Origin of the sequence: Rhodanobacter sp. B2A1Ga4, from assembly GCF_018101315.1 — a bacterium.
Taxonomy (GTDB): Bacteria; Pseudomonadota; Gammaproteobacteria; order Xanthomonadales; family Rhodanobacteraceae; genus Rhodanobacter; species Rhodanobacter thiooxydans_A.
Window position 1 is genome coordinate 364481 of record NZ_JADBJR010000001.1, and the last position, 25367, is coordinate 389847.

General features: G+C 65.5%; 21 protein-coding genes and 1 tRNA gene. All 22 read left to right on the forward strand.

Features of this window, described 5'->3' with window-relative positions:
• Positions 1-67 precede the first annotated feature (67 nt).
• Entirely contained in the window at positions 68-2893 is a 2826-nt protein-coding gene (locus tag IMW82_RS01715) for an EAL domain-containing protein (RefSeq protein WP_211003715.1), read from the forward strand.
• Positions 2894-2994: 101 nt separating this feature from the next.
• Positions 2995-3348 carry a PilZ domain-containing protein gene (locus tag IMW82_RS01720; RefSeq protein ID WP_108471356.1) on the forward strand — a complete coding sequence of 118 codons (354 nt, stop codon included), beginning with the start codon at positions 2995-2997 and terminating at the stop codon, positions 3346-3348.
• Positions 3349-3618: 270 nt separating this feature from the next.
• Positions 3619-3975 (forward strand): NADH-quinone oxidoreductase subunit A, encoded by a 357-nt coding sequence (locus IMW82_RS01725; RefSeq protein WP_108471355.1) that lies wholly within the window; start codon positions 3619-3621, stop codon positions 3973-3975.
• Positions 3966-4523 (forward strand): NADH-quinone oxidoreductase subunit B, encoded by a 558-nt coding sequence (locus tag IMW82_RS01730; RefSeq protein ID WP_108471354.1) that lies wholly within the window; start codon positions 3966-3968, stop codon positions 4521-4523. Before IMW82_RS01725 ends, IMW82_RS01730 begins: the two co-directional genes overlap by 10 nt.
• Positions 4524-4547: 24 nt before the next feature.
• Positions 4548-5282, forward strand: a complete 735-nt coding sequence (locus IMW82_RS01735; RefSeq protein ID WP_211003716.1) for an NADH-quinone oxidoreductase subunit C — start codon at positions 4548-4550, stop codon at positions 5280-5282.
• Between the two features lie 2 nt (positions 5283-5284).
• Positions 5285-6538, forward strand: coding sequence for an NADH-quinone oxidoreductase subunit D (locus IMW82_RS01740; protein WP_108471353.1), 1254 nt, complete (start codon positions 5285-5287; stop codon positions 6536-6538).
• Between the two features lie 21 nt (positions 6539-6559).
• Positions 6560-7129: an NADH-quinone oxidoreductase subunit NuoE gene (gene nuoE / locus IMW82_RS01745; RefSeq protein ID WP_211003717.1), complete on the forward strand. Its 570-nt coding sequence runs from the start codon at positions 6560-6562 to the stop codon at positions 7127-7129.
• On the forward strand, positions 7129-8439 hold the full coding sequence (gene nuoF / locus IMW82_RS01750; protein ID WP_211003718.1) for an NADH-quinone oxidoreductase subunit NuoF: 1311 nt from the start codon (positions 7129-7131) through the stop codon (positions 8437-8439). The genes nuoE and nuoF overlap by 1 nt, the downstream gene beginning before the upstream one ends.
• A complete protein-coding gene (gene nuoG, locus IMW82_RS01755; RefSeq protein WP_211003719.1) occupies positions 8436-10763 on the forward strand; it encodes an NADH-quinone oxidoreductase subunit NuoG in 2328 nt (775 codons plus the stop codon). The genes nuoF and nuoG overlap by 4 nt, the downstream gene beginning before the upstream one ends.
• Positions 10764-10768: 5 nt before the next feature.
• Positions 10769-11797, forward strand: coding sequence for an NADH-quinone oxidoreductase subunit NuoH (nuoH, locus tag IMW82_RS01760; RefSeq protein WP_108471349.1), 1029 nt, complete (start codon positions 10769-10771; stop codon positions 11795-11797).
• Positions 11798-11800: 3 nt separating this feature from the next.
• On the forward strand, positions 11801-12292 hold the full coding sequence (nuoI, locus tag IMW82_RS01765) for an NADH-quinone oxidoreductase subunit NuoI (RefSeq protein WP_108471348.1): 492 nt from the start codon (positions 11801-11803) through the stop codon (positions 12290-12292).
• Positions 12293-12300: 8 nt separating this feature from the next.
• Positions 12301-12945 (forward strand): NADH-quinone oxidoreductase subunit J, encoded by a 645-nt coding sequence (locus IMW82_RS01770; RefSeq protein WP_108471347.1) that lies wholly within the window; start codon positions 12301-12303, stop codon positions 12943-12945.
• A complete protein-coding gene (gene nuoK / locus IMW82_RS01775; protein WP_108471346.1) occupies positions 12942-13247 on the forward strand; it encodes an NADH-quinone oxidoreductase subunit NuoK in 306 nt (101 codons plus the stop codon). The genes IMW82_RS01770 and nuoK overlap by 4 nt, the downstream gene beginning before the upstream one ends.
• Positions 13248-13251: 4 nt before the next feature.
• Positions 13252-15288: an NADH-quinone oxidoreductase subunit L gene (nuoL, locus tag IMW82_RS01780; RefSeq protein WP_211003720.1), complete on the forward strand. Its 2037-nt coding sequence runs from the start codon at positions 13252-13254 to the stop codon at positions 15286-15288.
• 14 nt (positions 15289-15302) lie between these two features.
• The gene (locus IMW82_RS01785; RefSeq protein ID WP_108471344.1) at positions 15303-16811 is read left to right on the forward strand and encodes an NADH-quinone oxidoreductase subunit M; all 1509 of its coding nucleotides are present in this window, start codon (positions 15303-15305) and stop codon (positions 16809-16811) included.
• A gap of 12 nt (positions 16812-16823) precedes the next feature.
• The gene (gene nuoN, locus IMW82_RS01790) at positions 16824-18278 is read left to right on the forward strand and encodes an NADH-quinone oxidoreductase subunit NuoN (RefSeq protein WP_211003721.1); all 1455 of its coding nucleotides are present in this window, start codon (positions 16824-16826) and stop codon (positions 18276-18278) included.
• Between the two features lie 78 nt (positions 18279-18356).
• Positions 18357-18433 (forward strand) — tRNA-Met (locus tag IMW82_RS01795).
• Positions 18434-18635: 202 nt separating this feature from the next.
• Positions 18636-19178, forward strand: coding sequence for a ribosome maturation factor RimP (gene rimP / locus IMW82_RS01800; RefSeq protein ID WP_108471342.1), 543 nt, complete (start codon positions 18636-18638; stop codon positions 19176-19178).
• Positions 19179-19353: 175 nt separating this feature from the next.
• Positions 19354-20859 (forward strand): transcription termination factor NusA, encoded by a 1506-nt coding sequence (gene nusA / locus IMW82_RS01805; protein ID WP_108471341.1) that lies wholly within the window; start codon positions 19354-19356, stop codon positions 20857-20859.
• Positions 20860-20992: 133 nt separating this feature from the next.
• On the forward strand, positions 20993-23797 hold the full coding sequence (gene infB / locus IMW82_RS01810; protein WP_211003722.1) for a translation initiation factor IF-2: 2805 nt from the start codon (positions 20993-20995) through the stop codon (positions 23795-23797).
• A 157-nt stretch (positions 23798-23954) separates the two neighbouring features.
• On the forward strand, positions 23955-24338 hold the full coding sequence (gene rbfA / locus IMW82_RS01815; protein WP_108471339.1) for a 30S ribosome-binding factor RbfA: 384 nt from the start codon (positions 23955-23957) through the stop codon (positions 24336-24338).
• 27 nt (positions 24339-24365) lie between these two features.
• Entirely contained in the window at positions 24366-25292 is a 927-nt protein-coding gene (gene truB / locus IMW82_RS01820) for a tRNA pseudouridine(55) synthase TruB (RefSeq protein WP_211003723.1), read from the forward strand.
• Positions 25293-25367 lie beyond the last annotated feature (75 nt).

The following is a 25367-nucleotide window of genomic DNA, read 5'->3' on the forward strand; positions in this document are numbered from 1 at the left end:
AGCGTGGCAACGACCGAATCCGTCCATCTGGCTGGCTACGGGAATGCACATACCGGATCAGAACTCGATGCAGACCGATACTGGATCGGCGGCGACGTCCGGTGAGAGTTTCTATGCCGCGCTGTCCGAGATCGGTCAGCTCCTGGTGCGTTCGCTGGAGCCGCCGGTGCTGTACGAGGCGGTGATCGAGGTGCTCGAGCGGCGGCTGGGTGCGCGGCTGGTGATGGTAGGGGATCTGGACCGCAGCAGCGAACAGCTGCGACGCATCGCGCCCGCGCAGGTAGCGCCCGGCATGGTCGACGTCTACCCCGATAGCCTCCCGTTCTCGCTGGCGCAGCCGGCGTTCTGGCGGGGCGAGCCACAACTGGAGGCTGACGTTCGCCACCTCGATGGCCTGGAAATGCTCCGCCCCGCCTACGTGCGGCATGGCGTGCGCGCCGTGGTTGCCGTGCCGGTGCTGAAGTTCGGCGAGGTGTGCGCGGCGCTGGTGATACGAGCTGCGCAGGCCGACTTTTTCTCGGCACGGATGATCGAGCTGCTGCAGCAGGCGGCGGCCAGCATCGGTCTGGGGCTGGAGGCACACGAGCAACGCATGCGGCTGTTGCAGTCGGTGCAGGATGAAGCGCGCCAGCGCCGTGCGCTGCGGTTGCTCAGCGAGATGATCAAGCTGGTCACCCACAGCGTGGACGAACCGGCATTGCTGGCCGGGGCCTGTCGCGTGGCGCGATGCATCGGCGGTTACCGCGCGGCGTGGGTCGGCCTGTCCGACGAAGGCGATCCGCTGGCCTTGCGGGTACACGCGCAGGAGGGTCTGGCCGACGGCGCGATCGGTTCCCGCTTCATGCTTGACCACAACGCGCATGCCGGTGATGTCGTGGCGCGTGCGCTGTCCACGGGCCTGGTGCAGCTCAGCCATCCGGCAGGCGCGGATCGGCCGGACTGGATGCCCGGCGCGCGCGTGCTGCTGGCGCTGCCGTTGCAGGTGGGCGGAGCGGTCGCGGGCTGCTTCGCCATCGACGCGGACGAGGTCGATGCATTCGGCGCGATCGAACTCCGGGTTTTCGAGGAAATGGCGGTCGAGCTGGGCCTGGGCATCCAGATGCAGCGCGCGCAGGCGGCTCGCCTGGCGGCAGAGCGGGATCTGCGCTTCAGCCTGCAGTATTTCCGCGCCATCCTGTCGCAGCAGCACGCCGGCATCGTGGTGATGTCCGAAGATCGCCGGGTGAGCTTTGCCAACGAGGCGTTGTGTGCGCTGTTCGGCCTGTCCGAAACGCCGGCGGAACTGGAAGGCCAGCCGGCGGAAGCGTTCTACGCGCGTTTGCAGCAGAGCTACGAGGATCCCGGGCGCGAGGCGCGCAGGATCCAGGAGATCCTGGCCCGGGACGAGCCCGTCAGGGGCGACGAGGTGGCGATGAAGGGTGGGCGCACCTTCCTGCGCGATTTCACCCCGATCCGGATCGATGGCCTGCTGCAGGGGCGGTTGTGGCACCAGAGCGACATCACCGGCCAGAAGCTCCATGAGGCGCGGGTCGAACGGCTGGCCTTCTACGATGTGGTCACCGGCCTGCCGAACCGGCGACTGCTGTTCGATCTGCTGGAGCAGGCGCGCACGCGGGCCATGCGGCAGGGCGCGCTGCTGGCGGTCGGCGTGCTCGACCTGGACCGCTTCAGGAGCGTCAACGACGCGATCGGCCACGCCGGCGGCGACTGCGTGCTGGCGGAAGCCTCGGCGCGGATCCTGGGCATGCTGCGCGAGGCCGACGTGCTGGCCCGTCTGGGCGGCGACAAATTCGCGCTGGTGATCGCCGGCCTGGACAGTCGCGAGCAGCTCGATGCGATCAGCCGCTGCATCCTGCAGGCGCTGCGGGCGCCGTTCAGCCTGATGGGCGAGCAGCTGTACCTGTCCGCCAGCGTGGGCTGGACCCTGTTTCCGCTGGACGAGCCGGATGTGGAAGGCCTGGTACGGCATGCCGACCTGGCGATGTACGTGGCCAAGGAGGAAGGCAGGGACCGCAGCTCGCTTTACGAGCCGGCGATGGAGCTGGAGCAGTTGCGGCTGCAGGCGATGCGTGAGCGGATCGCGCAGGCGCTGCAGCAGTCGCGCATGCAACTGCTGTTCCAGCCGATCGTCTACATCGACGGCTTGCCGGGCTTGCACGGCGTGGCCGGGATGGAGGCGCTGCTGCGCCTGGACGACACCGATGAGCTGATCGAGCCGGCGAAGTTCATGCACGTGCTGGATGACCCGCAACTGGCCCGGCCGATCGGCCGCTACGTGCTGGACGAGGCGCTGCGCTGCTGCCAGTCGTGGATACGCTCGGGCATCTCGATTCCGGTCTCGATCAACATCAGTACCCGCCACCTGCTGCACCCGGCGTTCTTCATCGACATCGACGCGGTGCTGGAGAATTACCCGGGCGTGATGGATGTCGGTTTCGGCATCGAGGTGACGGAAACCGGCCCGTCGATGGATCATGCCCGCGCCAAGGTGGTCATCGAGGAGTGCCGCCGGCGCGGCATCCGTGTCGGCCTGGATGATTTCGGTACCGGCAGCGCCTCGCTGAGCCATATCCAGAAACTCGACATCGAGCACATCAAACTTGACCAGAGCTTCGTGCGCGACATTCCCAGCGACGAACGCAACCTGGCGATTGCAGCGGGGGTGATCACCACCGCGCGGATGCTGGCCAAGACGGTGATCGCCGAAGGCGTCGAGACGGCAGAGCAGGGCGACTTGCTCGCTTCGCTGGGCTGCCACCAGCTGCAAGGTTTCTGGATCTCCCGGCCGATGCCGGCCGCAGCCGTGCCGGGGTGGGTGGCCGGCTGGGTACCGCCGGCGTCGTGGGGCAGCCTCGTCGACGAGCGCCAGTCGTTGCTGGCCGGCAGTGTGTGAGGAAGCCCGTCGCCGCGGCTGAAACAGTGGTGCCGATGGACCGCAGCCTCTAAGATCCGGATCATCGATCGGGCGGTTCGGACGTCCGGCAGGAGCCCAGCATGAAACCGATGGCGGCCCGACAGGGCATCATCTCGCTGAAAATCAAGGACGCGGCCTCGCTGTACAACGCGTACATGCCGTTCCTCAAGCACGGCGGGCTGTTCGCGGCCACGGCGCAATCCTATTCGCTGGGCGACGAGGTCGTGCTGCTGGTGACCCTGGCCGAGGAGACCGAGCGCCTGTCGGTGGTCGGCAAGGTGGTGTGGATCAGTCCGGTCGGCGCGCAGGGCAACCGCATAACCGGCATCGGCGTCCACTTCAACGAGTCGGGTGATGCCGAGGCTGCCCGCAGCCGGATCGAGAACATCCTGGCCGGCACGCTGAACTCCGAGCGTCCCACCCATACCATGTGATGCGGTGTCACGCAGGCATCACGAACCCATGGTGTTAATCCGCACGAGATCGGTCGTCAAGGCTTGTTGTACCTCCGCGCACTGATACAATGGGGAGATTCGCGAACTCACCTCGCGAAACGTCGGACGCGCGCAGCTGCAAGGCTTGCAAGCGGGGTTAGCAGCCCATGGCCATGCCGGCCTGCCGAATCGAAGTCGCCGGACCGTGAGTTGCCGAATCCAGATGCTCACGGTCACTGATGCGCCCATGGCGCGGAGGTAAGTTGCATCGTGCTTGCCGAATACTGGCCTGTCCTGTTGTTCATCGGCGTCGCTGTCGGGCTTGGCCTGGTACTGCTGGCCATCGGCCTGCTGGCCGGCCCACGCCGCCCCGAGGCGGAAAAACTTGCGCCTTACGAGTGCGGCTTCGAGGCCTTCGAGGACGCCCGCATGCGCTTCGATGTGCGCTACTACCTGCTCGCCATCCTGTTCATCATCTTTGACCTGGAAATCGCCTTTCTGTTTCCGTGGGCGGTGGTGTTCCAGCAGATCGGCCTGATCGCACTGATCGAGATGGCGCTGTTCCTGCTGCTGCTGGTCATCGGTTTTGCCTACGTGTGGAAGAAGGGAGCACTCGAATGGGAGTGATCGATTCCGTCAGCCGGGTGATGCACAACCCGGAGCCGCTGAACCTGGTCGACGACATCCTGCGGCCGGCCGGCGACAACCCCGTCGTGCAGCGCGGCTTCGCCACCACCAGCATCGATGCGCTGATGAACTGGGCGCGCACCGGCTCGATGTGGCCGATGACCTTCGGCCTGGCCTGCTGCGCGGTGGAGATGATGCACGCCGGCATGTCGCGGCTGGACCTGGACCGCTATGGCGTGATCTTCCGCCCCAGTCCGCGCCAGTCCGACGTGATGATCGTGGCCGGCACCCTGGTCAACAAGATGGCCCCGGCGCTGCGCAAGGTCTACGACCAGATGCCCGAGCCGAAGTGGGTGATCTCGATGGGCAGCTGCGCCAACGGCGGCGGCTATTACCACTATTCCTATTCCGTGGTGCGCGGCTGCGACCGCATCGTGCCGGTGGACATCTATGTGCCGGGCTGCCCGCCCACGGCCGAAGCGCTGATCCACGGCATCCTGCAGTTGCAGAAGAAAATCCGCCGCACCAGCACCATCGCGCGCTCTTGAGCGGCACACTCTGAAGGCGCAGCCATGACTGACACGCAAAAGACCTCGCTGGCCGCGCAGCTCGCCGCGCGCTTCGGCGATACGCTGGCCATCACCACCGTGCGCAACGAGACCGTCGCCGAACTGGCCGCCGCCGACCTGCTCGCGGTGGCCACCGCGCTGCGCGACGAGCCCGCGTTCCGCTTCAGCGAGCTGATCGACCTGTGCGGCATCGACTACCTCGGTTACGGCCAGATCGAGTGGGACACCGAGACCGTCTCCAGCTCCGGTTTCTCGCGCGGCGTGGAAGGCGAGGCACAAGGTCGTTTCGACTGGGCCGGGCGTCCACGCGGCAACGGCGAGAACCAGCCGCGCCGCTTCGCCGCGGTGATCCAGCTGCTCTCGATCGAACACAACTGCCGGCTGCGCCTGCGCGTGTTCTGCGCGGACGACAGCCTGCCGCTGGTGCCGTCGCTGACCGCGGTGTGGCCGGGCGTGAACTGGTTCGAGCGCGAGGCGTTCGACCTGTACGGCATCATCTTCGACGGCCACCCCGACCTGCGCCGCATCCTCACCGACTACGGCTTCGTCGGCCATCCGTTCCGCAAGGACTTCCCGCTGATCGGCAACGTCGAGGTGCGCTACGACCCCGAGCAGAAGCGGGTGGTGTACGAGCCGGTGTCGATCGAGCCGCGCGTGCTGGTGCCGCGCACCATCCGCGACGACGCCGACCTGATGCAGGCCAGGGCCGAAACCGCCGACCACTGGCGGGAGAATTGAGCATGCAGGAAATCCGCAATTACACGATGAACTTCGGCCCGCAGCATCCGGCCGCGCACGGCGTGCTGCGCCTGATCATGGAGATGGACGGCGAGACCATCGTCCGCGCCGACCCGCACGTGGGCCTGCTCCATCGCGGTACCGAGAAGTTGGCCGAGTCCAAGCCGTTCAACCAGTCGATTGGCTACATGGACCGGCTCGACTACGTGTCGATGATGTGCAACGAGCACGCCTACGTGCGCGCGATCGAGACCCTGCTGGGAATCGAGGCGCCGGAGCGGGCGCAGTACATCCGCACCATGTTCGACGAGATCACCCGCATCCTGAACCACCTGATGTGGATCGGCTCGAACGCGCTCGACCTGGGCGCGATGGCGGTGATCCTGTACGCGTTCCGCGAGCGCGAGGAGCTGATGGACGTCTACGAGGCGGTGTCGGGCGCGCGCATGCACGCCACGTACTACCGCCCGGGCGGCGTCTACCGCGACCTGCCCGAGCAGATGTCGAAGTACCGCGAGTCGCCGTGGCACAAGGGCGCCGACCTGAAACGCATCAACAGCTGGCGCGAAGGCTCGATGCTCGACTTCCTCGACGCCTTCACCGCCGATTTCCCGTCGAAGGTGGATGAGTACGAGGAACTGCTCACCACCAACCGCATCTGGAAGCAGCGCACCGTCGGCATCGGCGTGGTCAGCCCGGAGCTGGCCCAGCAGTGGGGCATGACTGGCGCGATGCTGCGTGGTTCGGGCGTCGAGTGGGACCTGCGCAAGAAGCAGCCCTACGCGAAGTACGCCGAGATGGATTTCGATATCCCGGTGGGCGTCAACGGCGACTGCTACGACCGCTACCTGGTGCGCGTGGAAGAGATGCGCCAGTCCAACCGCATCATCCGGCAGTGCGTGGAGTGGCTGCGCGCCAACCCGGGCCCGGTGATGGTGAAGAACTTCAAGGTGGCGCCGCCGTCGCGGGTCGAGATGAAGCAGGACATGGAAGCGCTCATCCACCACTTCAAGCTCTTCACCGAAGGTTACTGCGTGCCGGCTGGAGAAACCTATTGCGCGGTCGAGGCGCCCAAGGGCGAGTTCGGCTGCTACCTGGTTTCCGACGGCGCCAACAAGCCGTTCCGCGTGCACCTGCGCGCCCCGGGCTTTGCCCACCTGTCATCCATGGACACCATCGTGCGCGGCCACATGCTCGCCGACGTGGTGGCCATGATCGGTACCTACGACCTCGTGTTCGGCGAAGTGGACCGCTGAGCCGGCACGACGGAGAAACGCATGAAAGCCACCGGACATTACGAGCAGGTCACGAACGTCGACCCCCTCGTCGTACTCACCGAGCACACCCGCCAGCACATCGACCACTGGGTGGCCAAGTTTCCGCCCGACCGCAAGCGCTCGGCGCTGATCCAGGCGCTGTTCGGCGCACAGGAGCAGAACAAGGGCTTCCTCACCGACGAGCTGATCGCTGCGGTGGCGAAGTACCTCGAGCTGCCGGCGATCTGGGCCTATGAGGTGGCCAGCTTCTACTCGATGTTGGAAACCAGGCCGGTGGCCCGCAATAACGTGGCGATCTGCACCAACATCTCCTGCTGGCTCAACGGCGCCGATGGCCTGGTACAGCATTGCGAGAAGAAGCTGGGCATCAAGCTGGGCGAGAGCACGCCGGATGGCCGCGTCTACCTGAAGAAGGAAGAGGAGTGCATCGCGGCCTGCGTCTACGCGCCGGCGATGACCGTGAACGGCCATTACCACGAACGCCTGACCATCGAGAAGCTCGACCAGATCCTCGACGGCCTGAGCATGGATGGCCCGGACCATGTCCACGCCGCCGAGGGGAAGCACTGATGGCCGTCGGACCCGCCCCCAAGGAACACCAGGTCGTCTACACCACGCTGCACTTCGACAAGCCGTGGTCGATGGACAGCTACGAGAAGGTCGACGGCTACAAGGCATGGCGGAAGATCCTCGCCGAGAAGCCCGATCCCGCCTCGCTGGTCGACGAAATCAAGAAGAGCAGCCTGCGCGGCCGCGGCGGCGCAGGGTTTCCGACTGGCCTGAAGTGGTCCTTCATGCCGAAGGGCGAGATGCAGAAGTACATCCTGTGCAACTCGGACGAGTCCGAGCCGGGTACCTGCAAGGATCGCGACATCCTGCGCTACAACCCGCACGCGGTGATCGAGGGCCTGGCCATCGCCTGCTACTGCACCGGCTCCACCGTGGCCTACAACTACCTGCGCGGCGAGTTCCACCACGAACCGTTCGAGCACCTCGAAGAGGCGCTGGCGGAAGCGTACGCGGCCGGCCTGCTGGGCAAGAACATCGGCGGCAGCGGCATCGACGTGGACATTCACAACGCGCTGGGTGCCGGCGCCTACATCTGCGGTGAGGAAACCGCGCTGATGGAGTCGCTGGAAGGGAAAAAGGGCTGGCCGCGCTTCAAACCGCCGTTCCCGGCCAACTTCGGCCTGTACGGCAAGCCCACCACGATCAACAACACCGAGACCTACGCCTCGGTGCCGGCGATCCTACGCAATGGCGCGGACTGGTTCCTCAACCTCGGCAAGCCGAACAACGGCGGCCCGAAGATCTTCTCGGTCTCCGGTCACGTCAACCGCCCCGGCAACTACGAGATCCGCCTAGGCACCTCGTTCGCGGAGCTGCTGGAGATGGCTGGCGGCGTGCGCAACGGGCACAAGCTCAAGGCGGTGATCCCGGGCGGCTCCTCGATGCCGATACTGCCGGCCGAGGCGATGATGGCCTGCACGATGGACTACGACTCGATCCAGAAGGCCGGTTCGGGCCTGGGTTCGGGCGCGGTGATCGTGATGGACGAAACCACCTGCATGGTGCGCGCCTGCGAGCGCATCAGCCAGTTCTACCACATGGAATCCTGCGGCCAGTGCACGCCATGCCGCGAGGGCACCGGCTGGATGCACCGCGTGCTCACCCGCATCGTCGCCGGCAAGGGCGTGCCCGACGACCTGCATCGCCTGAAGGCGGTCGCCGGCCAGATCGAAGGCCATACCATCTGCGCGTTCGGCGAGGCGGCGGCGTGGCCGGTGCAGGGCTTCCTGCGCCACTACTGGCACGAATTCGAGTACTACGTCGAACACGGGCGCTCGATGGTAGATGACAAGCTTGGAGCCGCCGCATGAGTGCGCAGCCGACCCAGAACACCGCGCCGAACCTCGTCAACATCGAGGTCGACGGCAAGCCGATCCAGGTACCGAAGGGTTCGATGATCATCGAGGCCACCGACAAGGCCGGCATTCCGATCCCGCGTTTCTGCTACCACCGCAAGCTGCCGATCGCGGCGAGCTGCCGCCAGTGTCTGGTAGAAGTGGAGATGGGCGGGCGCCCGATGCCCAAGCCGCAGCCGGCCTGCGCCACGCCGGTGGCCGAGGGCATGAAGGTGCTCACGCGCTCGGACAAGGCACTGCACGCGCAGCGCAACGTGATGGAGTTCCTGCTCATCAACCACCCGATGGACTGCCCGATCTGCGACCAGGGCGGCGAGTGCGAGCTGCAGGACATGGCGCTGGGCTACGGTCGCAGCGTGTCGCGCTTCACCGAGCGCAAGCGCACCATCGCCGACGAGGACATCGGCCCGCTGGTGGCCACCGAGATGACGCGCTGCATCCACTGCACGCGCTGCGTCCGTTTCATCAGCGAGATCGCCGGCACTTACGAGTTCGGCAGCATGGACCGCGGCGACCGCCACGTGATCGGCACCTATATCGGCAAGAACGTCGAGAGCGAGCTGTCGGGCAACATCATCGACGTCTGCCCGGTGGGGGCGCTGACCAACAAGCCGTTCCAGTTCAAGGCGCGCGCGTGGGAGCTGATCGCCAAGCCGTCGATCGCCTGGCACGATGCGCTGGGTTCCAACCTGTGGCTGCACACCCGCCGCGGCGAAGTGCTGCGCACGGTGCCGCGCGACAACGAGGCGGTCAACGAATGCTGGCTGTCCGACCGCGACCGCTACAGCCACCAGGGCATGTACGCCGCCGACCGTGTCAGCGCTCCGGAAGTGAAGCGCAACGGCCAGTGGCAGGCGACCACCTGGGAAGACGCGCTGCAGTTCGCCGGTGAAGCTCTGAAGAAGGCGCCGGGCAGCGAGCTGGGCATCCTGTTGCACCCGGCCACCTCGAACGAGGAAGGCGACCTGCTGATGCGGCTGGCGCGCGGCCTGGGCAGCGCCCACGTCGACCATCGCCTGCGCCAGCTCGATTTTGCCGACAACGCCGTGGCGCAGCCGTTTACGCTGCCGGTGACGGAAATCGAGCAGGTCCGGGCGGCCTTGCTGGTCGGCTCCGACCTGCGTTACGAGATGCCACTGCTGAACCATCGCCTGCATCAGGCGACCAAGAAGGGCGCAAAGGTCTACGCGGTCAATCCGGCGCACTTCGATTTCAACTACACGCTGGCCGGCGAGGCAGTGGTGGCGCCGCAGGCCATGGTCGATGCGCTGCTGGCGCTGGCCGGGGCTGCCGTGGCTGCCGGTGCGAATGCGCCGGCGGCACTGGCCGAGGCGATCGCCTCGGCGCAGAGCGACCAGGGTGACAGCGACGCGATCGCCGCACTGAAGTCGGGCAAGGCCGTGGTGATCTTCGGCGAGGCTGCAGTGACCCATCCGCAGGCATCCTGGCTGCGCGCGATCGCCCGTTTCATCGCCGACGCCACCGGTGCCGGCTATGACGAACTGCCGGTCGGCGCGAATGCCGTGGGCCTGGCGCAGCTCGGCGTGGTGCCGGGCAACGGCGGGCTGGATGCGCAGGCGATGCTGGCGCAGCCGCGCAAGAGCTACCTGCTGTACGGTGTCGAGCCGCCGCACGATTTCGCCGATGGTGGCGCGGCCTTGCGGGCGCTGCATGGCGCGGACCAGGTGGTGGCGTTCAGCGCCTATGCCGGTGCTGTGCTGCGCGACGTGGCCGATGTGATTCTGCCGATCGCGCTACTGCCGGAGATTGACGCGACCCTGGTCAATGTCGACGGGCTGGCCCAGGGCGTGGCGGCGGGAGCGAAGGCACCCGGTCAGGCGCGGCCGGGCTGGAAGGTATTGCGCGCACTGGGTGGCGGCCTGCAACTGGCCGGTTTCGAGTTTGACGATCTTGCCGGCCTGCGCGACGGGATCGCCGCGCGTGCGGTGCCGCCACGCAGCGACCTGGCTGCGCGCTCGGCCGTCAGCGGCCTGACCCGCCTGGCCACCTGGCCGATCTACCGTGCCGATGCGGTGCTGCGTCGTGCCACGGCACTGAACGCGCATCCGCTCAATCGTGCCCCGGCAGTGCGCCTGAATGCGGACGAGGCACGGCGACTCGGCCTTGCCGCCGGTGGCCAGGTGCGCATGGCGGACGTATCACTGCCGCTGGTGATCGATGCGGCCGTGCCCGACAGCACGGCGTGGATCGAGGCAGCGCAGGATCTCACCGCCACGCTGCCGCCGTACGGCGCGTCCATCACCCTGAGCAAGGCTTAAAGCAGATGCTTGATCAACTCATCCATCAGCTCGTCGTGCCGATCCTGTACATCCTGGCGATCGTGCTGCCACTGGTGCTGGCGGTGGCGATGTTCGTGTACTGGGAGCGCAAGGTCCTCGGCTGGATGCACGTGCGCATGGGGCCGAACAAGATCGGTCCGTTCGGCCTGCTGCAGGCTTTCGCCGACGTGGTCAAGCTGCTGATCAAGGAAGTGATCCTGCCGACCAAGGCGAACCGCTTCCTGTACTACATGGCGCCGATGATCGCGCTGGTCCCCGCGCTGGCGGTATGGGCCGTGGTTCCGTTCAGCAGCACGATGGTGCTGTCGAACGCCAACGCCGGCGTGCTGTACCTGCTGGCGATGACCTCGATGGGTGTGTACGGCATCATCATCGCCGGCTGGGCGTCCAACTCGCGCTATGCGCTGCTCGGTGCGATGCGTTCGGCAGCGCAGGTGATCTCCTACGAACTGGCGATGGGCCTGTGCCTGGTCTGCGTGCTGGTGCTGGCCGGTTCGCTGAACCTCAGCGCGATCGTCAATGCGCAGGCCGGCAGCAAGGGCATCTTCGACTGGTTCTGGCTGCCGCTGCTGCCGGTGTTCGTGGTCTATTTCATCTCCGGCGTGGCCGAGACCAACCGTGCGCCGTTCGACGTGGCCGAGGGCGAGTCGGAAATCGTGGCCGGTTTCCACGTGGAATATTCCGGTTCGGCGTTCGCGCTGTTCTTCCTGGCCGAATACGCCAACATGATCCTGGTCAGCTTCCTGGCCGCAGTGCTGTTCATGGGCGGCTGGCTGTCGCCGTTCCCGGCCTCGTGGGGCTTCATCGGCCATGGCGGTTTCCCCTGGCTGCTGCTCAAGGCATTCCTGTTCTCGTTCATGTTCCTGTGGTTCCGCGCCACGTTCCCGCGCTATCGCTATGACCAGATCATGCGGCTGGGCTGGAAGGTGTTCATCCCCATCGCCATCGCATGGGTTTTCGTGGCTGGCTGCCTGAAATACTGGGGTCTGGTCAGCATCGGCACGGGGGCATAAGCCATGAATCGCGTTACCGGTTATTTCAAGAGTCTGCTGCTGGTCGAGCTGTTCCAGGGCATGGGGCTGACCCTGCGCTACCTGTTCAAGCCGAAGTACACGATGCGCTACCCGATGGAGCACATCCCCAAGTCGAACCGCTTCCGCGGCCTGCACGCGTTGCGTCGCTACGCGAACGGCGAGGAGCGCTGCATCGCCTGCAAGCTGTGCGAGGCGGTGTGCCCGGCGCTGGCGATCACCATCGACTCCGCGCCGCGCGAGAGCGACGGTCAGCGCCGCACCACCCGCTACGAGATCGACCTGTTCAAGTGCATCTTCTGCGGCTTCTGCGAAGAGAGCTGCCCGGTCGACTCGATCGTCGAGACATCGATCCACGAGTACCACTTCGAACACCGCGGCGAGAACGTGGTGGACAAGCAGCAGCTGCTTGCCATCGGCGATCGCTTCGAACAGCAGATCGCCGCTGACCGCGCGCAGGATGCGGCGTACCGCTGAGGCCAACGATGAATCCCCAACTGTTTCAACTCATCTGTTTCTACGCCTTCGGCTTCGTCACCGTGGCTGCGGCGCTGTCGGTGATCACGCTGAAGAACTCCGTGCACGCAGTGCTGGCGCTGGTGCTCACCTTCTTCAGTGCTGCCTGCCTGTGGCTGCTGCTTGAGGCGGAATTCCTGGCACTCGCGCTGATCGTCGTTTATGTCGGCGCGGTGATGGTGCTGTTCCTGTTTGTGGTGATGATGCTCGACATCGACCAGGAAAAGATGCGCGAAGGCTTCGTCAAATTCCTGCCGGTCGGCCTGATCGTGGCCGTGGTGATGCTGGCGGAAATGCTCGGCCTGATCGGCGTGCGCGCGATGCAGGCGCACATCATGGGCGCCGACCCCGCCATCGCTGCGGGCATGTCCAACACCGAGTGGCTCGGGCGTGCGCTGTACACGAAGTTCCTGTTGCCGTTCGAGATCGCTGCGCTGATCCTTACCGTGGGCATCGTGGCGGCGGTGGCACTGACCCTGCGCGAGCGCCGCGACGCGCGCTACGAGTCGGCCAGCCAGCAGGTCAAGGTCGATCCGCGCGACCGCGTGCGTATCGTGAAGATGGCCGCCGTCCGTCCCGATGAACCGACCGCACCCCAGGAGCCGCAGCCATGATCTCGCTCGCGCACTACATCGTGCTCGGCGCGGTGCTGTTCTGCATCGCCGTCGCCGGCATGTTCATCAATCGCAAGAACGTGATCGTGCTGTTGATGTCGATCGAGCTGATGCTGCTCGCCGTGAACATGAACTTCGTGGCGTTCTCTCGCTTCCTCGGCGACGTTTCCGGGCAGGTATTCGTGTTCTTCATCCTCACCGTGGCCGCGGCGGAAGCCGCCATCGGCCTGGCGATCCTGGTGCTGCTGTTCCGTACGCGCAGCACGATCAATATCGCCGACATCGACAGCATGAAGGGTTGACCCGATGCAGCTTTCGACTTCCATCCTGCTGACGATCGCACTGGCGCCGCTGGTCGGCTGCGTGCTGGCCGGCTTCCTGGGCAAGTTCCTGGGCCGCGCCGGTTCGCATACCGTCACCATCCTCGGCGTGGCGGTGTCGTGTGCGCTGTCGTTCTACGTGCTGTACCAGCTCACCCTGGGTGGCGCGGCCGAATACAACCAGAACATCTACACCTGGTTCCAGATCGGTCCGTTCAACGCCAGCGTCGGCTTCATGGTCGACCGGCTGACCGCGCTGATGCTGGTGGTGGTGAGCTTCGTGTCGCTGCTGGTGCATGTCTACACCATCGGCTACATGGCCGACGACGACGGCTACACGCGCTTCTTCAGCTACATCTCGCTGTTCACCTTCTCGATGTTCATGCTGGTCATGAGCAACAACTTCATGCAGCTGTTCTTCGGCTGGGAAGCGGTGGGCCTGGTGTCGTACCTGCTGATCGGCTTCTGGTACAAGCGGCCGACCGCGATCTTCGCCAACCTGAAGGCGTTCCTGGTCAACCGCGTGGGCGACTTCGGCTTCCTGCTCGGCATCGCGGCGGTGCTGTATTTCCTCGGCACGCTGGACTACGCCACCGCGTTCGCCGCGGCCCCCGGCCTGGCCGGCAAGACCCTGCAGATCACCGCGAACACGCAGTGGGAAGCGGCCACAGTGATCTGCATCCTGCTGTTCGTCGGCGCCATGGGCAAGTCGGCGCAGGTGCCGCTGCACGTGTGGCTGCCCGACTCGATGGAAGGTCCGACCCCGATCTCCGCGCTGATCCATGCGGCCACGATGGTCACCGCCGGCATCTTCATGGTGGCGCGCATGTCACCGCTGTTCGAGATGTCGTCGACCGCACTGAGCTTCGTGCTGGTGATCGGCGCCACCACCGCGTTGTTCACCGGCCTGATTGGCATCGTGCAGAACGACATCAAGCGGGTGATTGCGTACTCCACGCTGTCGCAGCTGGGCTACATGACGGTGGCGCTGGGCGTGTCGATGTACAGCGGCGCCGTGTTCCACCTGATGACCCACGCGTTCTTCAAGGCGCTGCTGTTCCTCGGCGCCGGCTCGGTGATCATCGCGATGCACCACGAGCAGGACATGCGCTACATGGGCGGCCTGCGCAAGTACATGCCGATCACCTGGATCACCATGTGGATCGGCTCGCTGGCGCTGGTGGCGGTGCCGTTCACCTCGGGCTTCTATTCGAAGGACGCGATCATCGAGGCGGTCGGCCTGTCGCACCGCTGGGGCGCGCACTACGCCTACTTCTGCGTGATGGCCGGTGCGCTGGTGACGGGGCTGTACACGTTCCGCCAGATGTATCTGACCTTCCACGGCAAGGAGCGCTTCAAGGTGGTTGCCTCGCACGGGCATGACCATCACGACGACCATGGCCATCACGAGCCGGGCGTGCTGGCACATGCGCCGAAGGAATCGCCGTGGGTGGTGACGCTGCCGCTGGTGCTGCTGGCGATCCCGTCGCTGCTGGTCGGCTTCTTCACCGTCGGTCCCACGCTGTTCGGCAACTGGTTCGGCGGCGCGATCCATGTTGAGGAAGCCAACAATGTGCTGGCCGAGCTCGGCCACGAGTTCCACGGCGCGGCGGCGATGGCGCTGCACGGCTTCACCCAGTTGCCGTTCGTGCTGGTGCTCGTCGCGTTCGCGACCACCACCTACATCTATCTGTTCAACCCGGCACTGGCCGATCGCATCAAGTCCGCGCTGAAGCCGCTGTGGACGGTGCTGGACCGCAAGTACTGGGTCGACGACGTGTACTACGCGCTGTTCGCCCGTGGTGGCGTCAAGCTGGGTCGCCTGTTCTGGAAAGCGGGCGACACGGCGGTGATCGACGACGCGATGGTCAACGGTTCGGTCAGCCTGGTGCACCGTGTCGCCGCCACGATGCGCCGCCTGCAGTCGGGCTACCTCTATCACTACGCCTTCGCGATGATCCTCGGCCTGATCCTGCTGCTTGGCGGGTACTGGCTGGTCGGGGCCGGGCTGGCCGGGCACTAAGGGAAACGGGATCCATGTTCAATCACTTGCTCAGCCTGCTGATCTGGCTACCCGTCGTCGGCGCCATCCCGGTGTTGCTTGCCGGTTCGGCCCGGCCCAACCTCGCCCGCTGGCTGTCGCTGCTGGTGGCGGTGCTCGCCTTCGTGGCCAGTCTGTTCCTGTTGGTGCAGTACAACCCCGCCGGCGCCGCGATGCAGCTGGTCGAAAGCCACCTGTGGATCGCCTCGTGGGGCGTGCATTACGGCCTGGCGGTGGATGGCATCTCGGTGGCGCTGATCGTGATGACCACCTTCGTCGGCATCCTGGTGGTCGCCGGTGCGTGGGAGGTCATCCAGGACAAGCCGCACCAGTACATGGCCGCGATGCTGATCCTCGAAGGCCTGCTGATCGGCGTGTTCTGCGCCACCGACGCGCTGCTGTTCTATGCGCTGTTCGAGGCGATCCTGATCCCGATGTTCATCCTGATCGGTATCTGGGGTGGTCCGCGCCGCGTTTACGCCACGCTGAAGTTCTTCATCTACACGTTCTTCGGCTCGGTCTTCATGCTGATCGCGCTGCTGTACCTGTACCAGAAAGCGCACACGTTCGACCTGGCAACGCTGGCCGCGCTGCCGCTGACGTTCACCGAGCAGGCCTGGATCTTCTTCGCGTTCCTGATCGCCTTCGCGATCAAGGTGCCGATGGTGCCGGTGCACACCTGGCTGCCGGACGCCCACGTCGAGGCGCCGACCGGCGGCTCGGTGGTGCTGGCGGCGGTGATGCTGAAGGTCGGCACCTACGGCATGCTGCGCTTCATCCTGCCGATCGTGCCTGACGCCGGTGCGCATTTCGCATGGATCGTCATCGTGCTGAGCCTGATCGCGATCGTCTACATCGGCTATGTCGCGCTGGTGCAGGAGGACATGAAGAAGCTGGTGGCGTACTCGTCCGTGGCGCACATGGGCTTCGTCACGCTCGGCATCTTCATAGCCTTCATGCTGGTACGCGAGCAGGGCCATACCGACATGGCGCTGCTGGGTATGCAGGGCGCGATGGTGCAGATGATCTCGCACGGCTTCGTCTCCGGCGCGATGTTCACCTGCATCGGCGTGATGTACGACCGCACGCATACGCGCCTGATCAAGGACTACGGCGGCGTCATCAACGTGATGCCGTGGTTCGGCTTCTTCTACGTGCTGTTCGCGATGGCCAACTGCGGCCTGCCGGGCACCAGCGGTTTCGTGGGCGAGTTCATGGTGATCCTGGCCAGCTTCAGCGCCAGCCCGTGGATCGCGCTGTTCGCCGCCTTCACCCTGATCATCGGCGCGGGCTACACGTTGTGGCTGGTCAAGCGCGTGCTGTGGGGCGAGATCGGCAACCCGCACGTGGCCGAGATGAAGGAGATCAACGGCCGCGAGACGTTCGTGCTGGGCGCCTTTGCCGCCGCCGTGCTGGCGCTGGGCATCTGGCCGCAGCCGCTGGTCCACCTGATGGACAACTCGGTGGCGCAGCTGGTGCAGCAGCTCGCCATTCACAAGATTTGATCGGGACCCGACATGCCGACTCTGAATGACATCCTGATCCTGCTACCGGAGTTCTACCTGGTGGCGGCGGCGTGCCTGCTGTTGCTGCTGGACGCCTTCATGAAGCCCGCGCAGCGCCCGCTGCTGCACTGGATCTCCATCGCGGTGCTGCTGGTGGCCATCTATCTGGTGGTCGCCGGCCAGCCGCCGCAGACGGTCACCGCGTTCGGCGACATGTTCGTGCGCGACGACGTGGCCGAGATCCTCAAGGTGTTCGCGCTGGGCACCACCGCGATGGTGTTCGTTTACGCTCGCCCGTACCTGATCGACCGCAAGCTGCTCGGCGGCGAGTTCTACACGCTGATGATCTTCGCGGTGATCGGCATCATGCTGCTGGTCTCGGCCGGCAGCCTGGTCACCGTCTACCTGGGGCTGGAGCTGCTCTCGCTGTCGTCATACGCGCTGGTGGCGCTGAACCGCGACGCGAAGCTGCCGCCGGAGGCGGCGATCAAGTACTTCGTGCTGGGCGCACTGGCCTCGGGCATGTTGCTGTATGGCATGTCGATGGTCTACGGCGCTTCCGGCATGGGTGGCACGCCGACCCTGGACCTGGCGCAGCTGCACAACGTGATGAGCTACACCACGGCACCGACCCTGCTGCTGTTCGGCCTGGTCTTCATGATCGTGGGCATCGGTTTCAAGCTGGGTGCCGCACCGTTCCACATGTGGATCCCCGACGTCTACCAGGGCGCACCGACCCCGGTCACTACCTTCATCGCCTCCGGCTCCAAGCTGGCCGCGTTCGGCATGGCCTACCGCCTGCTCGACACTGGCATGGGTGATCTGTCGCAGCACTGGCAGCTGATGCTGGCGGTGCTGGCCGTGGTTTCGCTGGCGATCGGCAACCTGGTCGCGATCGTGCAGACCAACCTGAAGCGCATGCTGGCGTACTCGACCATCTCGCACATGGGCTACCTGCTGCTCGGCCTTTCCGCCGCTGGCCCGGAAGGCTATGCCGCGGCGATGTTCTACGCGATCTGCTACGCGCTGATGGGCGTGGCCGCGTTCGGCGTGATGCTGGCGCTGACCCGTGCTGGCTTCGAGTGCGAGGAAATCACCGACCTGAAGGGACTGAACCAGAAGTCGCCGTGGATGGCGTTCCTGATGCTGCTGGCGATGTTCTCGCTGGCCGGTGTGCCGCCGCTGTTCGGCTTCTGGGCCAAGGTGCTGGTGCTGGAGGCGGCGATCCACGCGAACATGTTGTGGCTGGCCATCGTCGGCATCGTGTTCGCCATCATCGGCCTGTACTACTACCTGTATGCGGTCAAGGTGATGTATTTCGACAAGCCGGAGGAGGGCGGTGCATTGCAGGCACAGCCGGACCGGCCGCTGCGCGTGGTGCTGTCGCTGAACGCGCTGTCGCTGCTGGTGCTTGGCCTGTACTGGGGGCCGCTGCTGGGTTGGTGCCGGCGCGCGTTTGGGTTGTGAATTCCGGCTTTGTACCGAAAGCAGTGGATTCGAGGCTTGCAAGAAACCGGCCACCCCGGTAAACTCTTCGGACTCTGATGCGGGGTGGAGCAGTCTGGCAGCTCGTCGGGCTCATAACCCGAAGGTCGCAGGTTCGAATCCTGCCCCCGCTACCAGATCTTTCTTGATGCAAGAAAGCCTCCTCGTGAGGCTTTTTTGTTGGGCGCAAGGATGCGTCGTGCCGGATCGCCGCTGGCGGTCACGTGCGCCGGAAAGAGCTGCTTGAGGAGGAGGAACATCGGCGAGATAGGGAAATGGGCCGTTGGAGCCCATTTTTTGTTTCTGCTGTTCTGAAAGAGTGATCCGGGAAGGCTACCCATGGATACGCAGGCACTGGCACAACGTTTCAGCGAGGTACTGGTCGATCTTGGCCTGGAATGCCTCGGCGTGGAGTTCACCCCGTCGCACGGGCAGAGTACGCTGCGCGTCTACCTGGACCTGCTGGACAAGGAAACGGGCGACGGCGAGCGTCGCGAGGTCGGCATCGAGGATTGCGAAACCGCCAGCCGCGAATTGTCCGCCCTGCTGGATGTGGAGGATCCGGTTCCCGGCCATTACGTGCTGGAAGTTTCCTCGCCGGGCCTGGATCGGCCGCTGTTCACCGCCGCACAGTTTGCGCGGGCCAGCGGGCAGGAAGTGAAGGTGCTGCTGAGGGCGCCGCTGGAAGGCCGCCGTCGCCTGCGTGGCAAGCTGGTTTCGGCAGAGGCCGGGCACATCGTGCTGGAAGCCGAAGGCAAGACGTTCGAATTTGACCATGCGCTGGTGGAAAGCGCGCGCGTGGTGCCGGACTGGGTGGCGCTCGGTTATGCGCCGCAGCCCAAGCCCGGCGGCAAGACGCCCGGCAAGAAGCAGGCTGATTGAGGCTTTGTTGAAGAGTGCAGCCATGGAGGGCTGCCTCGTGATCTTCGCGTTCAAGGACGAACGCACAAGTATTGAATAGTGCGGCCACGGATGGTCGCTTCTTGATCCTCGCGTTCAGGGATGAATGCAAAAGCTAACGATTCGGACGCCGAAGGGTGCCTACGGAGTTGCTGCAATGAGCAAAGAACTTTTGCTGGTCGTCGACGCGGTCGCCAATGAAAAGGGCGTGCCGCTGGAAGTGATTTTCGAGGCGATGGAGGCCGCGCTGGCCTCGGCCGCGAAGAAGCGCTACCCGGACGAAGAGCCCGATATCCGCGTATCGATCGACCACGACACCGGCGAGTACGAGACGTTCCGCCGCTGGGAAATCATCGCCGATGACGGCGAGATGGAATCGCCGTCCTATCAGTTGCGCCTGATGGACGCGCTGGACGAGCGCGCCGACGCTGCCGTGGGCGAATACATCGAGCAGCAGATCGAGAACGCCGAATTCGGCCGCATCGCCGCGCAGGCTGCCAAGCAGGTGATCGTGCAGCGCGTGCGCGAGGCCGAACGCCAGCAGGTGGTCGACGCCTTCGCCGATCGCGTGGGCGAGCTGGTCACCGGTATCGTCAAGCGCGTCGAACGCGGTAACATCTACCTCGACCTGGGCAGCAATGCCGAGGCGTTCATCCCGCGCGACAAGACCATTCCGCGCGAATCGGCCCGCGTCGGCGACCGCGTGCGCGGTTATCTGTACGAAGTGCGTTCCGAGGCCCGCGGCCCGCAGCTGTTTGTGTCGCGCGCGGCGCCGGAGTTCATGATCGAGCTGTTCAAGCTGGAAGTGCCGGAAGTCGGCCAGGGCCTGGTCGAGATCAAGGGCTGCGCGCGCGATCCGGGCGATCGCGCCAAGATCGCCGTGCTGGCCCACGACAGCCGCACTGATCCGATCGGCGCCTGCATCGGCATGCGCGGATCGCGCGTGCAGGCGGTCTCCAACGACCTCAACGGCGAGCGCGTCGACATCATCCTGTGGCACGAGAACCAGGCGCAGTACGTCATCAACGCGATGGCGCCGGCGGAAGTGCAGTCCATCATCATGGACGAAGAAAAGCACTCGATGGACATCGCGGTGGCCGAGGACAAGCTGTCCCAGGCGATCGGTCGCGGTGGCCAGAACGTGCGCCTGGCCAGCAAGCTGACCGGCTGGCAGTTGAACGTGATGACCCAGGACCAGGTCACCGCCAAGAGCGAGTCCGAGCAGGAGGCCGCGCGCCAGCTGTTCATGGACAAGCTCGAAGTGGACCAGGAGATCGCCGTGATCCTCGTGCAGGAAGGCTTTTCCAGCATCGAGGAAATCGCCTATGTGCCCAGCGCCGAGCTGCTCGCGGTGGAGGGCTTCGATGAGGACATCGTCGAGGAGCTGCGCGCCCGCGCCCGCGATGCGCTGCTGACCGAGGCACTGGCGGTGGAGGAGGGGGTCGATGAACATCAGCCTTCCGAAGAGCTGCTGGCACTGGACGGCATGGACGAGGAAACTGCCTTTGCGCTGGCTGCGCGCGCGGTGACCACGGTCGACGACCTGGCTGACCTGGCGGTGGACGACCTGATCGATATCGAGGGCATGGATGAAGAGCGTGCCGCCGCACTGATCATGGCCGCACGTGCGCCGATGATCGCGCGACTGGAGAAGGGCGGCTAACCGCGGGCAGCGGCACCCCGGAGGGGTGTGCCGGGAAAGGCTTCCTCAGGAAGGCTTTCAGCACGGATGGAGGCGGCGGCGCAGATGATGCCGCACAGACGATAGGCGCGGGAACGGCGGAGCAAAGAACACGATGTCGGACGTTACGATCAAACAACTCGCCCAGGTACTGGGTATGCCGGTCGACAAGCTGCTGACGCAGCTCGGCGAGGCAGGCATGAAATTCTCCGACCAGGAGCAGGTCATCAGCAGCACCGAGAAGGTGAAGCTGCTTGGCTTCCTGCGCCGCACGCATGGCAAGGGCGAAGTCGCTGCCGAGGTCGACGACAGCGCGCCGCGCCAGATCACCCTGAAGCGCCGTACGGTCGGCGAGCTGAAGGTGGCAGCGCCGGGGGGGCGGGGTGCCACAGGCACGGCCAAGACAGTCAATGTCGAAGTGCGCGCCAAGCGCACCTACGTCAAGCGCAGCGTGATTGCCGAGGAGGCCAGCGCCGAGCCCGAGCGCGAGGAGGCTGTGCGCAAGCTGCAGGAGTCGCAGCAGCAGCGCGAGCAGGAAGAACGCGAGCGGATCGAGGCTGAACAGCGCCGTCATGCGGAGGCACAACACAGCCTGGACGAACAGCAGCGGAAGGCCGAAAAGGAGCAGCGCGAGGTCGAGGTGGCCAGTCCTGCCGAAGCGCCCGTGGCCGAGCACGTCGAGGTCGAGCCGGAACCGGCGGCCGAAGCGGCGCCCGTGGTGGCCGGCGATGACGCGGCGGGAACCGTCCAGCGCATCGACCAGCGTGACCTGGGCATGATCCTGCCGCGCATCCACGAGCCGCGCAAACGCGAAAAGCTGGTCAAGCCGGTCGCGGCCCCCGCCTCGCCGGCCGCTCCGGTGGCTCGTGCCGCGACGCCCGGCAGTGCAGCTGCGCCAGCTGCCGCCGGCGATGCTGCTCGTGGCAAGCCCAAGCATTCGCGCGAACGCAATGACAGCGTCGAGGGCAAGGGTGATCGCGACAGTGCTGGCAAGCGCTTCGCCGGTGGGCAGATGCACCTGAGCGAGGCCGATCGCGCCCGCCGCTCTTCCAGCAGCAAGCGCGGCAAGCCGGGACGCAGCAGCGGCCGCGAGCTGTTGCGCAGCAGCAACAACGCACCGACCGGCCCGCACGGCTTCTCGCGACCCACCGCGCCGGTGGTGCGCGAAGTGGTCGTGGGCGATACCAACGTCGTCGCCGAGCTGGCCCAGAAGATGGCGGTCAAGGGTTCCGAGGTGGTCAAGGCGCTGTTCAAGATGGGCGTGATGGCGACCATCAACCAGACCGTCGACCACGACACCGCGGTGCTGGTGGTCGAGGAGCTCGGCCACACGCCGGTGGCGGATAGCCAGAACAACGCCGAGGAGACGCTGGCGGCGCACACCCAGAACATCGAGCTGGAGGGTGAGAAGGTCACACGCCCGCCGGTGGTGACGATCATGGGTCACGTCGACCACGGCAAGACATCACTGCTCGACTACATCCGCCGCACCAAGGTCGCTTCCGGCGAAGCCGGCGGCATCACCCAGCACATCGGCGCGTACCACGTGGAAACGTCGAAGGGCGTGATCACGTTCCTGGATACTCCCGGCCACGCCGCGTTCACCTCGATGCGTGCCCGTGGCGCGCAGTCGACCGACATCGTGATCCTGGTGGTGGCGGCCGACGACGGCGTGATGCCGCAGACCGTGGAAGCGGTGAAGCATGCGCGCGCCGCCAAGGTGCCGCTGATCGTCGCGGTCAACAAGATGGACAAGGACGGCGCCAACCCGGACAACGTCAAGCAGGGCCTGGTGCAGTATGAAGTCGTGCCGGAAGACTGGGGCGGCGACGTCCAGTTCATCCCGGTGTCGGCCAAGACCGGTGCCGGCGTCGAGGACCTGCTCGACGCGATCTCGGTGCAGGCCGAGGTGATGGAATTGAAGGCGGTCGTCGATGGCCGCGCCTCCGGCGTGGTGATCGAGTCCAGCCTGGACCGTGGCCGTGGCCCGGTGGCCACCGTGCTGGTCCAGCAAGGCACGCTGCGCAAGGGTGACTTCGTGGTCTGCGGCGTCGAATACGGCCGCATGCGCGCGCTGATCGACGAAACCGGCAAGCAGGTGACCGAAGCCGGCCCGTCGATTCCGGTGCAGGTGCTGGGTCTGTCCGGCGTGCCGGAAACCGGCGACGACTTCGTCTGTGTCGAGGACGAGCGGCTGGCCCGCGAAGTGGCGCAGGAGCGCGAGCTCAAGCGTCGTGAAACGCGCATGGTCAGCAAGAGCAACCGGCTTGAGGACATCATCGCCAAGATGGGCCAGGGCGTGGAGCAGCAGACGCTCAACATCCTGGTCAAGGGTGACGTGCAGGGTTCGGTCGAGGCGCTGCGCGAGTCGCTGACCCAGATCGGCAACGAGCGGGTCCGCGTCAACGTGGTTTCGTCCGGCGTCGGCGGCATCAACGAATCCGATGCCACGCTGGCAGCGGCTTCGAAGGCACTGGTGATCGGCTTCAACGTGCGCGCCGACGCCTCGGCGCGCAAGGTGATCGAGACCAATGGCCTGGACGTGCGCTATTTCTCGATCATCTACGACGTGATCGACCAGGTGACCCAGGCGGCCACTGGCCTGCTCGGCATGGAAGTACGCGAGGACATCATCGGCACGGCCGAAGTGCGCGACGTGTTCCGCAGTTCCAAGTTCGGTGCCGTGGCTGGCTGCATGGTCACCGAGGGTGTGGTCAAGCGCAGCAAGCCGATCCGCGTGCTGCGCGACCACGTGGTGATCTTCGAAGGCGAGCTGGAATCGCTGCGCCGCTTCAAGGACCTCGTCGACGAAGTGCGCAACGGCATGGAGTGCGGCATCGCCGTGAAGCAGTACAACGACGTCAAGCCGGGCGACCAGATCGAGTGCTTCGAACGCACCGAAGTGGCGCGTACGCTTTGATCCTGAACCCCTCTCCCTGCGGCGACCCTGCGGGTAGAGGGGTTGGGGTGAGGGTTCACGGCCCGAGTGAAGCTTCATCAAGGTCGTGAACCCTCATCCGCCCCTTGCGGGGCACCTTCTCCCGAGGGGAGAAGAGAGTTGGTCCTTCGGAGTTTTTATGCCTTCCCGTGATTTCAAACGTACTGACCGCATCGGTGCCGAACTGCGCCGCGAGCTGGGCTTGCTGGTGCATGCGGCCGTGCGCGATCACGGTTTGCCGTCGACCAGTGTCTGTGACGTGGAAATCACCCGTGACCTGGACTGGGCCACGGTGTGGGTGACCACCATGCTGCCCGAGCAGGGACTGCCGGCGGTGAAGGCGCTCAACGAGATGAGCCATGAGATCCGCCATGCGCTGGCGCACAGCGGCATGCGCATGCGCCGGGTGCCGGAGCTGAAGTTCAAGTACGACGACTCGGTCGACAAGGGCGAGCGCATCGAATCGCTGCTGCGCCAGCAGGCACGCGACCTGGCGCCGCCGGACGGCGACAAGCAGGATTGAACCGTTGCCCTGGATGTTGCTGAACCGATGAGCCGACTTCCGCGCATCCCGTTTCGTGATCTGCACGGTATCGTGCTGCTCGACAAGCCGCTGGGCCTGAGTTCCAACCAGGCGCTGCAGGCCGTGCGCCGGTTGTTGCGTGCATCCAAGGGTGGCCATACCGGGGCGCTCGATCCGCTGGCCACCGGCCTGCTGCCGCTGTGTTTCGGCGAGGCGACCAAGCTGGCCGGCAGCCTGCTGGGTGCGCGCAAGGCCTACCTGGCCGAATGTCGGCTCGGCATCACCACGGATACCGCCGACAGTGAAGGTGCAGTTGTTCGGCAGCGCCCGGTGCCGGAACTCGATGACGCCATGTTCGAGGCGGCGCTGGCCAAATTGCGCGGCCACATCCTGCAGGTACCGCCGGTGTATTCCGCGCTGAAGCAGGGCGGCGAACGGCTGTATGCCAAGGCGCGCCGTGGCGAAACCGTCGAGGTACCACCGCGCGAGGTGGATGTATATCGACTCGAGTTGCTGGGGCGCACCGGCGACACGCTGCAATTGCTGGTGGAATGTGGCTCGGGTACCTACGTCCGTTCGCTGGCGCTGGACCTGGGCGAGGAGCTGGGATGCGGTGCCCACCTGACCGCGTTGCGCCGGATCTGGGTCGAGCCGTTCCGCGAGCCGCGGATGGTGACCCTGGCGCAGCTGGAGCAGGCGGCGGAGCAGGGCGACGGGGCCTTGCTGGCATGGTTGCTGCCGGTCTCCGCGGGGTTGTCCGACTTGCCGGTATTGCGTCTGGATGAGACGCAGAGCATGGCCATTTCACGTGGCCAGCAGATCGCCCTGCCGGGCCTGCCGGAAGCCGGGCGCTGCGTGGCATATGCCAGCGATGGCGCGCTGCTGGCGCTGCTGGAACCCGATGCCGAAGGGCGTGCGCGCATCGTGCGCGGCTTCAACCTGCCGCCCGATTGACGAATTCACACGGAATAACCCGCTGCACACTTGTTGTAACACCGCTCCCATCAGTAGAATAGACAAGTTATTTCA

What these genes read in the sequence shown, in the direction of transcription:
- rbfA (WP_108471339.1), top strand. Translation starts at nt 23,955, where the DNA reads ATGCCTTCCCGTGATTTCAAACGTACTGACCGCATCGGTGCCGAACTG.
- nusA (WP_108471341.1), top strand. Translation starts at nt 19,354, where the DNA reads ATGAGCAAAGAACTTTTGCTGGTCGTCGACGCGGTCGCCAATGAAAAG.
- nuoN (WP_211003721.1), top strand. Translation starts at nt 16,824, where the DNA reads ATGCCGACTCTGAATGACATCCTGATCCTGCTACCGGAGTTCTACCTG.
- IMW82_RS01720 (WP_108471356.1), top strand. Translation starts at nt 2,995, where the DNA reads ATGAAACCGATGGCGGCCCGACAGGGCATCATCTCGCTGAAAATCAAG.
- IMW82_RS01715 (WP_211003715.1), top strand. Translation starts at nt 68, where the DNA reads ATGCAGACCGATACTGGATCGGCGGCGACGTCCGGTGAGAGTTTCTAT.
- rimP (WP_108471342.1), top strand. Translation starts at nt 18,636, where the DNA reads ATGGATACGCAGGCACTGGCACAACGTTTCAGCGAGGTACTGGTCGAT.
- truB (WP_211003723.1), top strand. Translation starts at nt 24,366, where the DNA reads ATGAGCCGACTTCCGCGCATCCCGTTTCGTGATCTGCACGGTATCGTG.
- infB (WP_211003722.1), top strand. Translation starts at nt 20,993, where the DNA reads ATGTCGGACGTTACGATCAAACAACTCGCCCAGGTACTGGGTATGCCG.
- IMW82_RS01735 (WP_211003716.1), top strand. Translation starts at nt 4,548, where the DNA reads ATGACTGACACGCAAAAGACCTCGCTGGCCGCGCAGCTCGCCGCGCGC.
- IMW82_RS01730 (WP_108471354.1), top strand. Translation starts at nt 3,966, where the DNA reads ATGGGAGTGATCGATTCCGTCAGCCGGGTGATGCACAACCCGGAGCCG.
- nuoE (WP_211003717.1), top strand. Translation starts at nt 6,560, where the DNA reads ATGAAAGCCACCGGACATTACGAGCAGGTCACGAACGTCGACCCCCTC.
- nuoH (WP_108471349.1), top strand. Translation starts at nt 10,769, where the DNA reads ATGCTTGATCAACTCATCCATCAGCTCGTCGTGCCGATCCTGTACATC.
- nuoK (WP_108471346.1), top strand. Translation starts at nt 12,942, where the DNA reads ATGATCTCGCTCGCGCACTACATCGTGCTCGGCGCGGTGCTGTTCTGC.
- IMW82_RS01740 (WP_108471353.1), top strand. Translation starts at nt 5,285, where the DNA reads ATGCAGGAAATCCGCAATTACACGATGAACTTCGGCCCGCAGCATCCG.
- nuoG (WP_211003719.1), top strand. Translation starts at nt 8,436, where the DNA reads ATGAGTGCGCAGCCGACCCAGAACACCGCGCCGAACCTCGTCAACATC.
- nuoL (WP_211003720.1), top strand. Translation starts at nt 13,252, where the DNA reads ATGCAGCTTTCGACTTCCATCCTGCTGACGATCGCACTGGCGCCGCTG.
- nuoF (WP_211003718.1), top strand. Translation starts at nt 7,129, where the DNA reads ATGGCCGTCGGACCCGCCCCCAAGGAACACCAGGTCGTCTACACCACG.
- IMW82_RS01785 (WP_108471344.1), top strand. Translation starts at nt 15,303, where the DNA reads ATGTTCAATCACTTGCTCAGCCTGCTGATCTGGCTACCCGTCGTCGGC.
- nuoI (WP_108471348.1), top strand. Translation starts at nt 11,801, where the DNA reads ATGAATCGCGTTACCGGTTATTTCAAGAGTCTGCTGCTGGTCGAGCTG.
- IMW82_RS01770 (WP_108471347.1), top strand. Translation starts at nt 12,301, where the DNA reads ATGAATCCCCAACTGTTTCAACTCATCTGTTTCTACGCCTTCGGCTTC.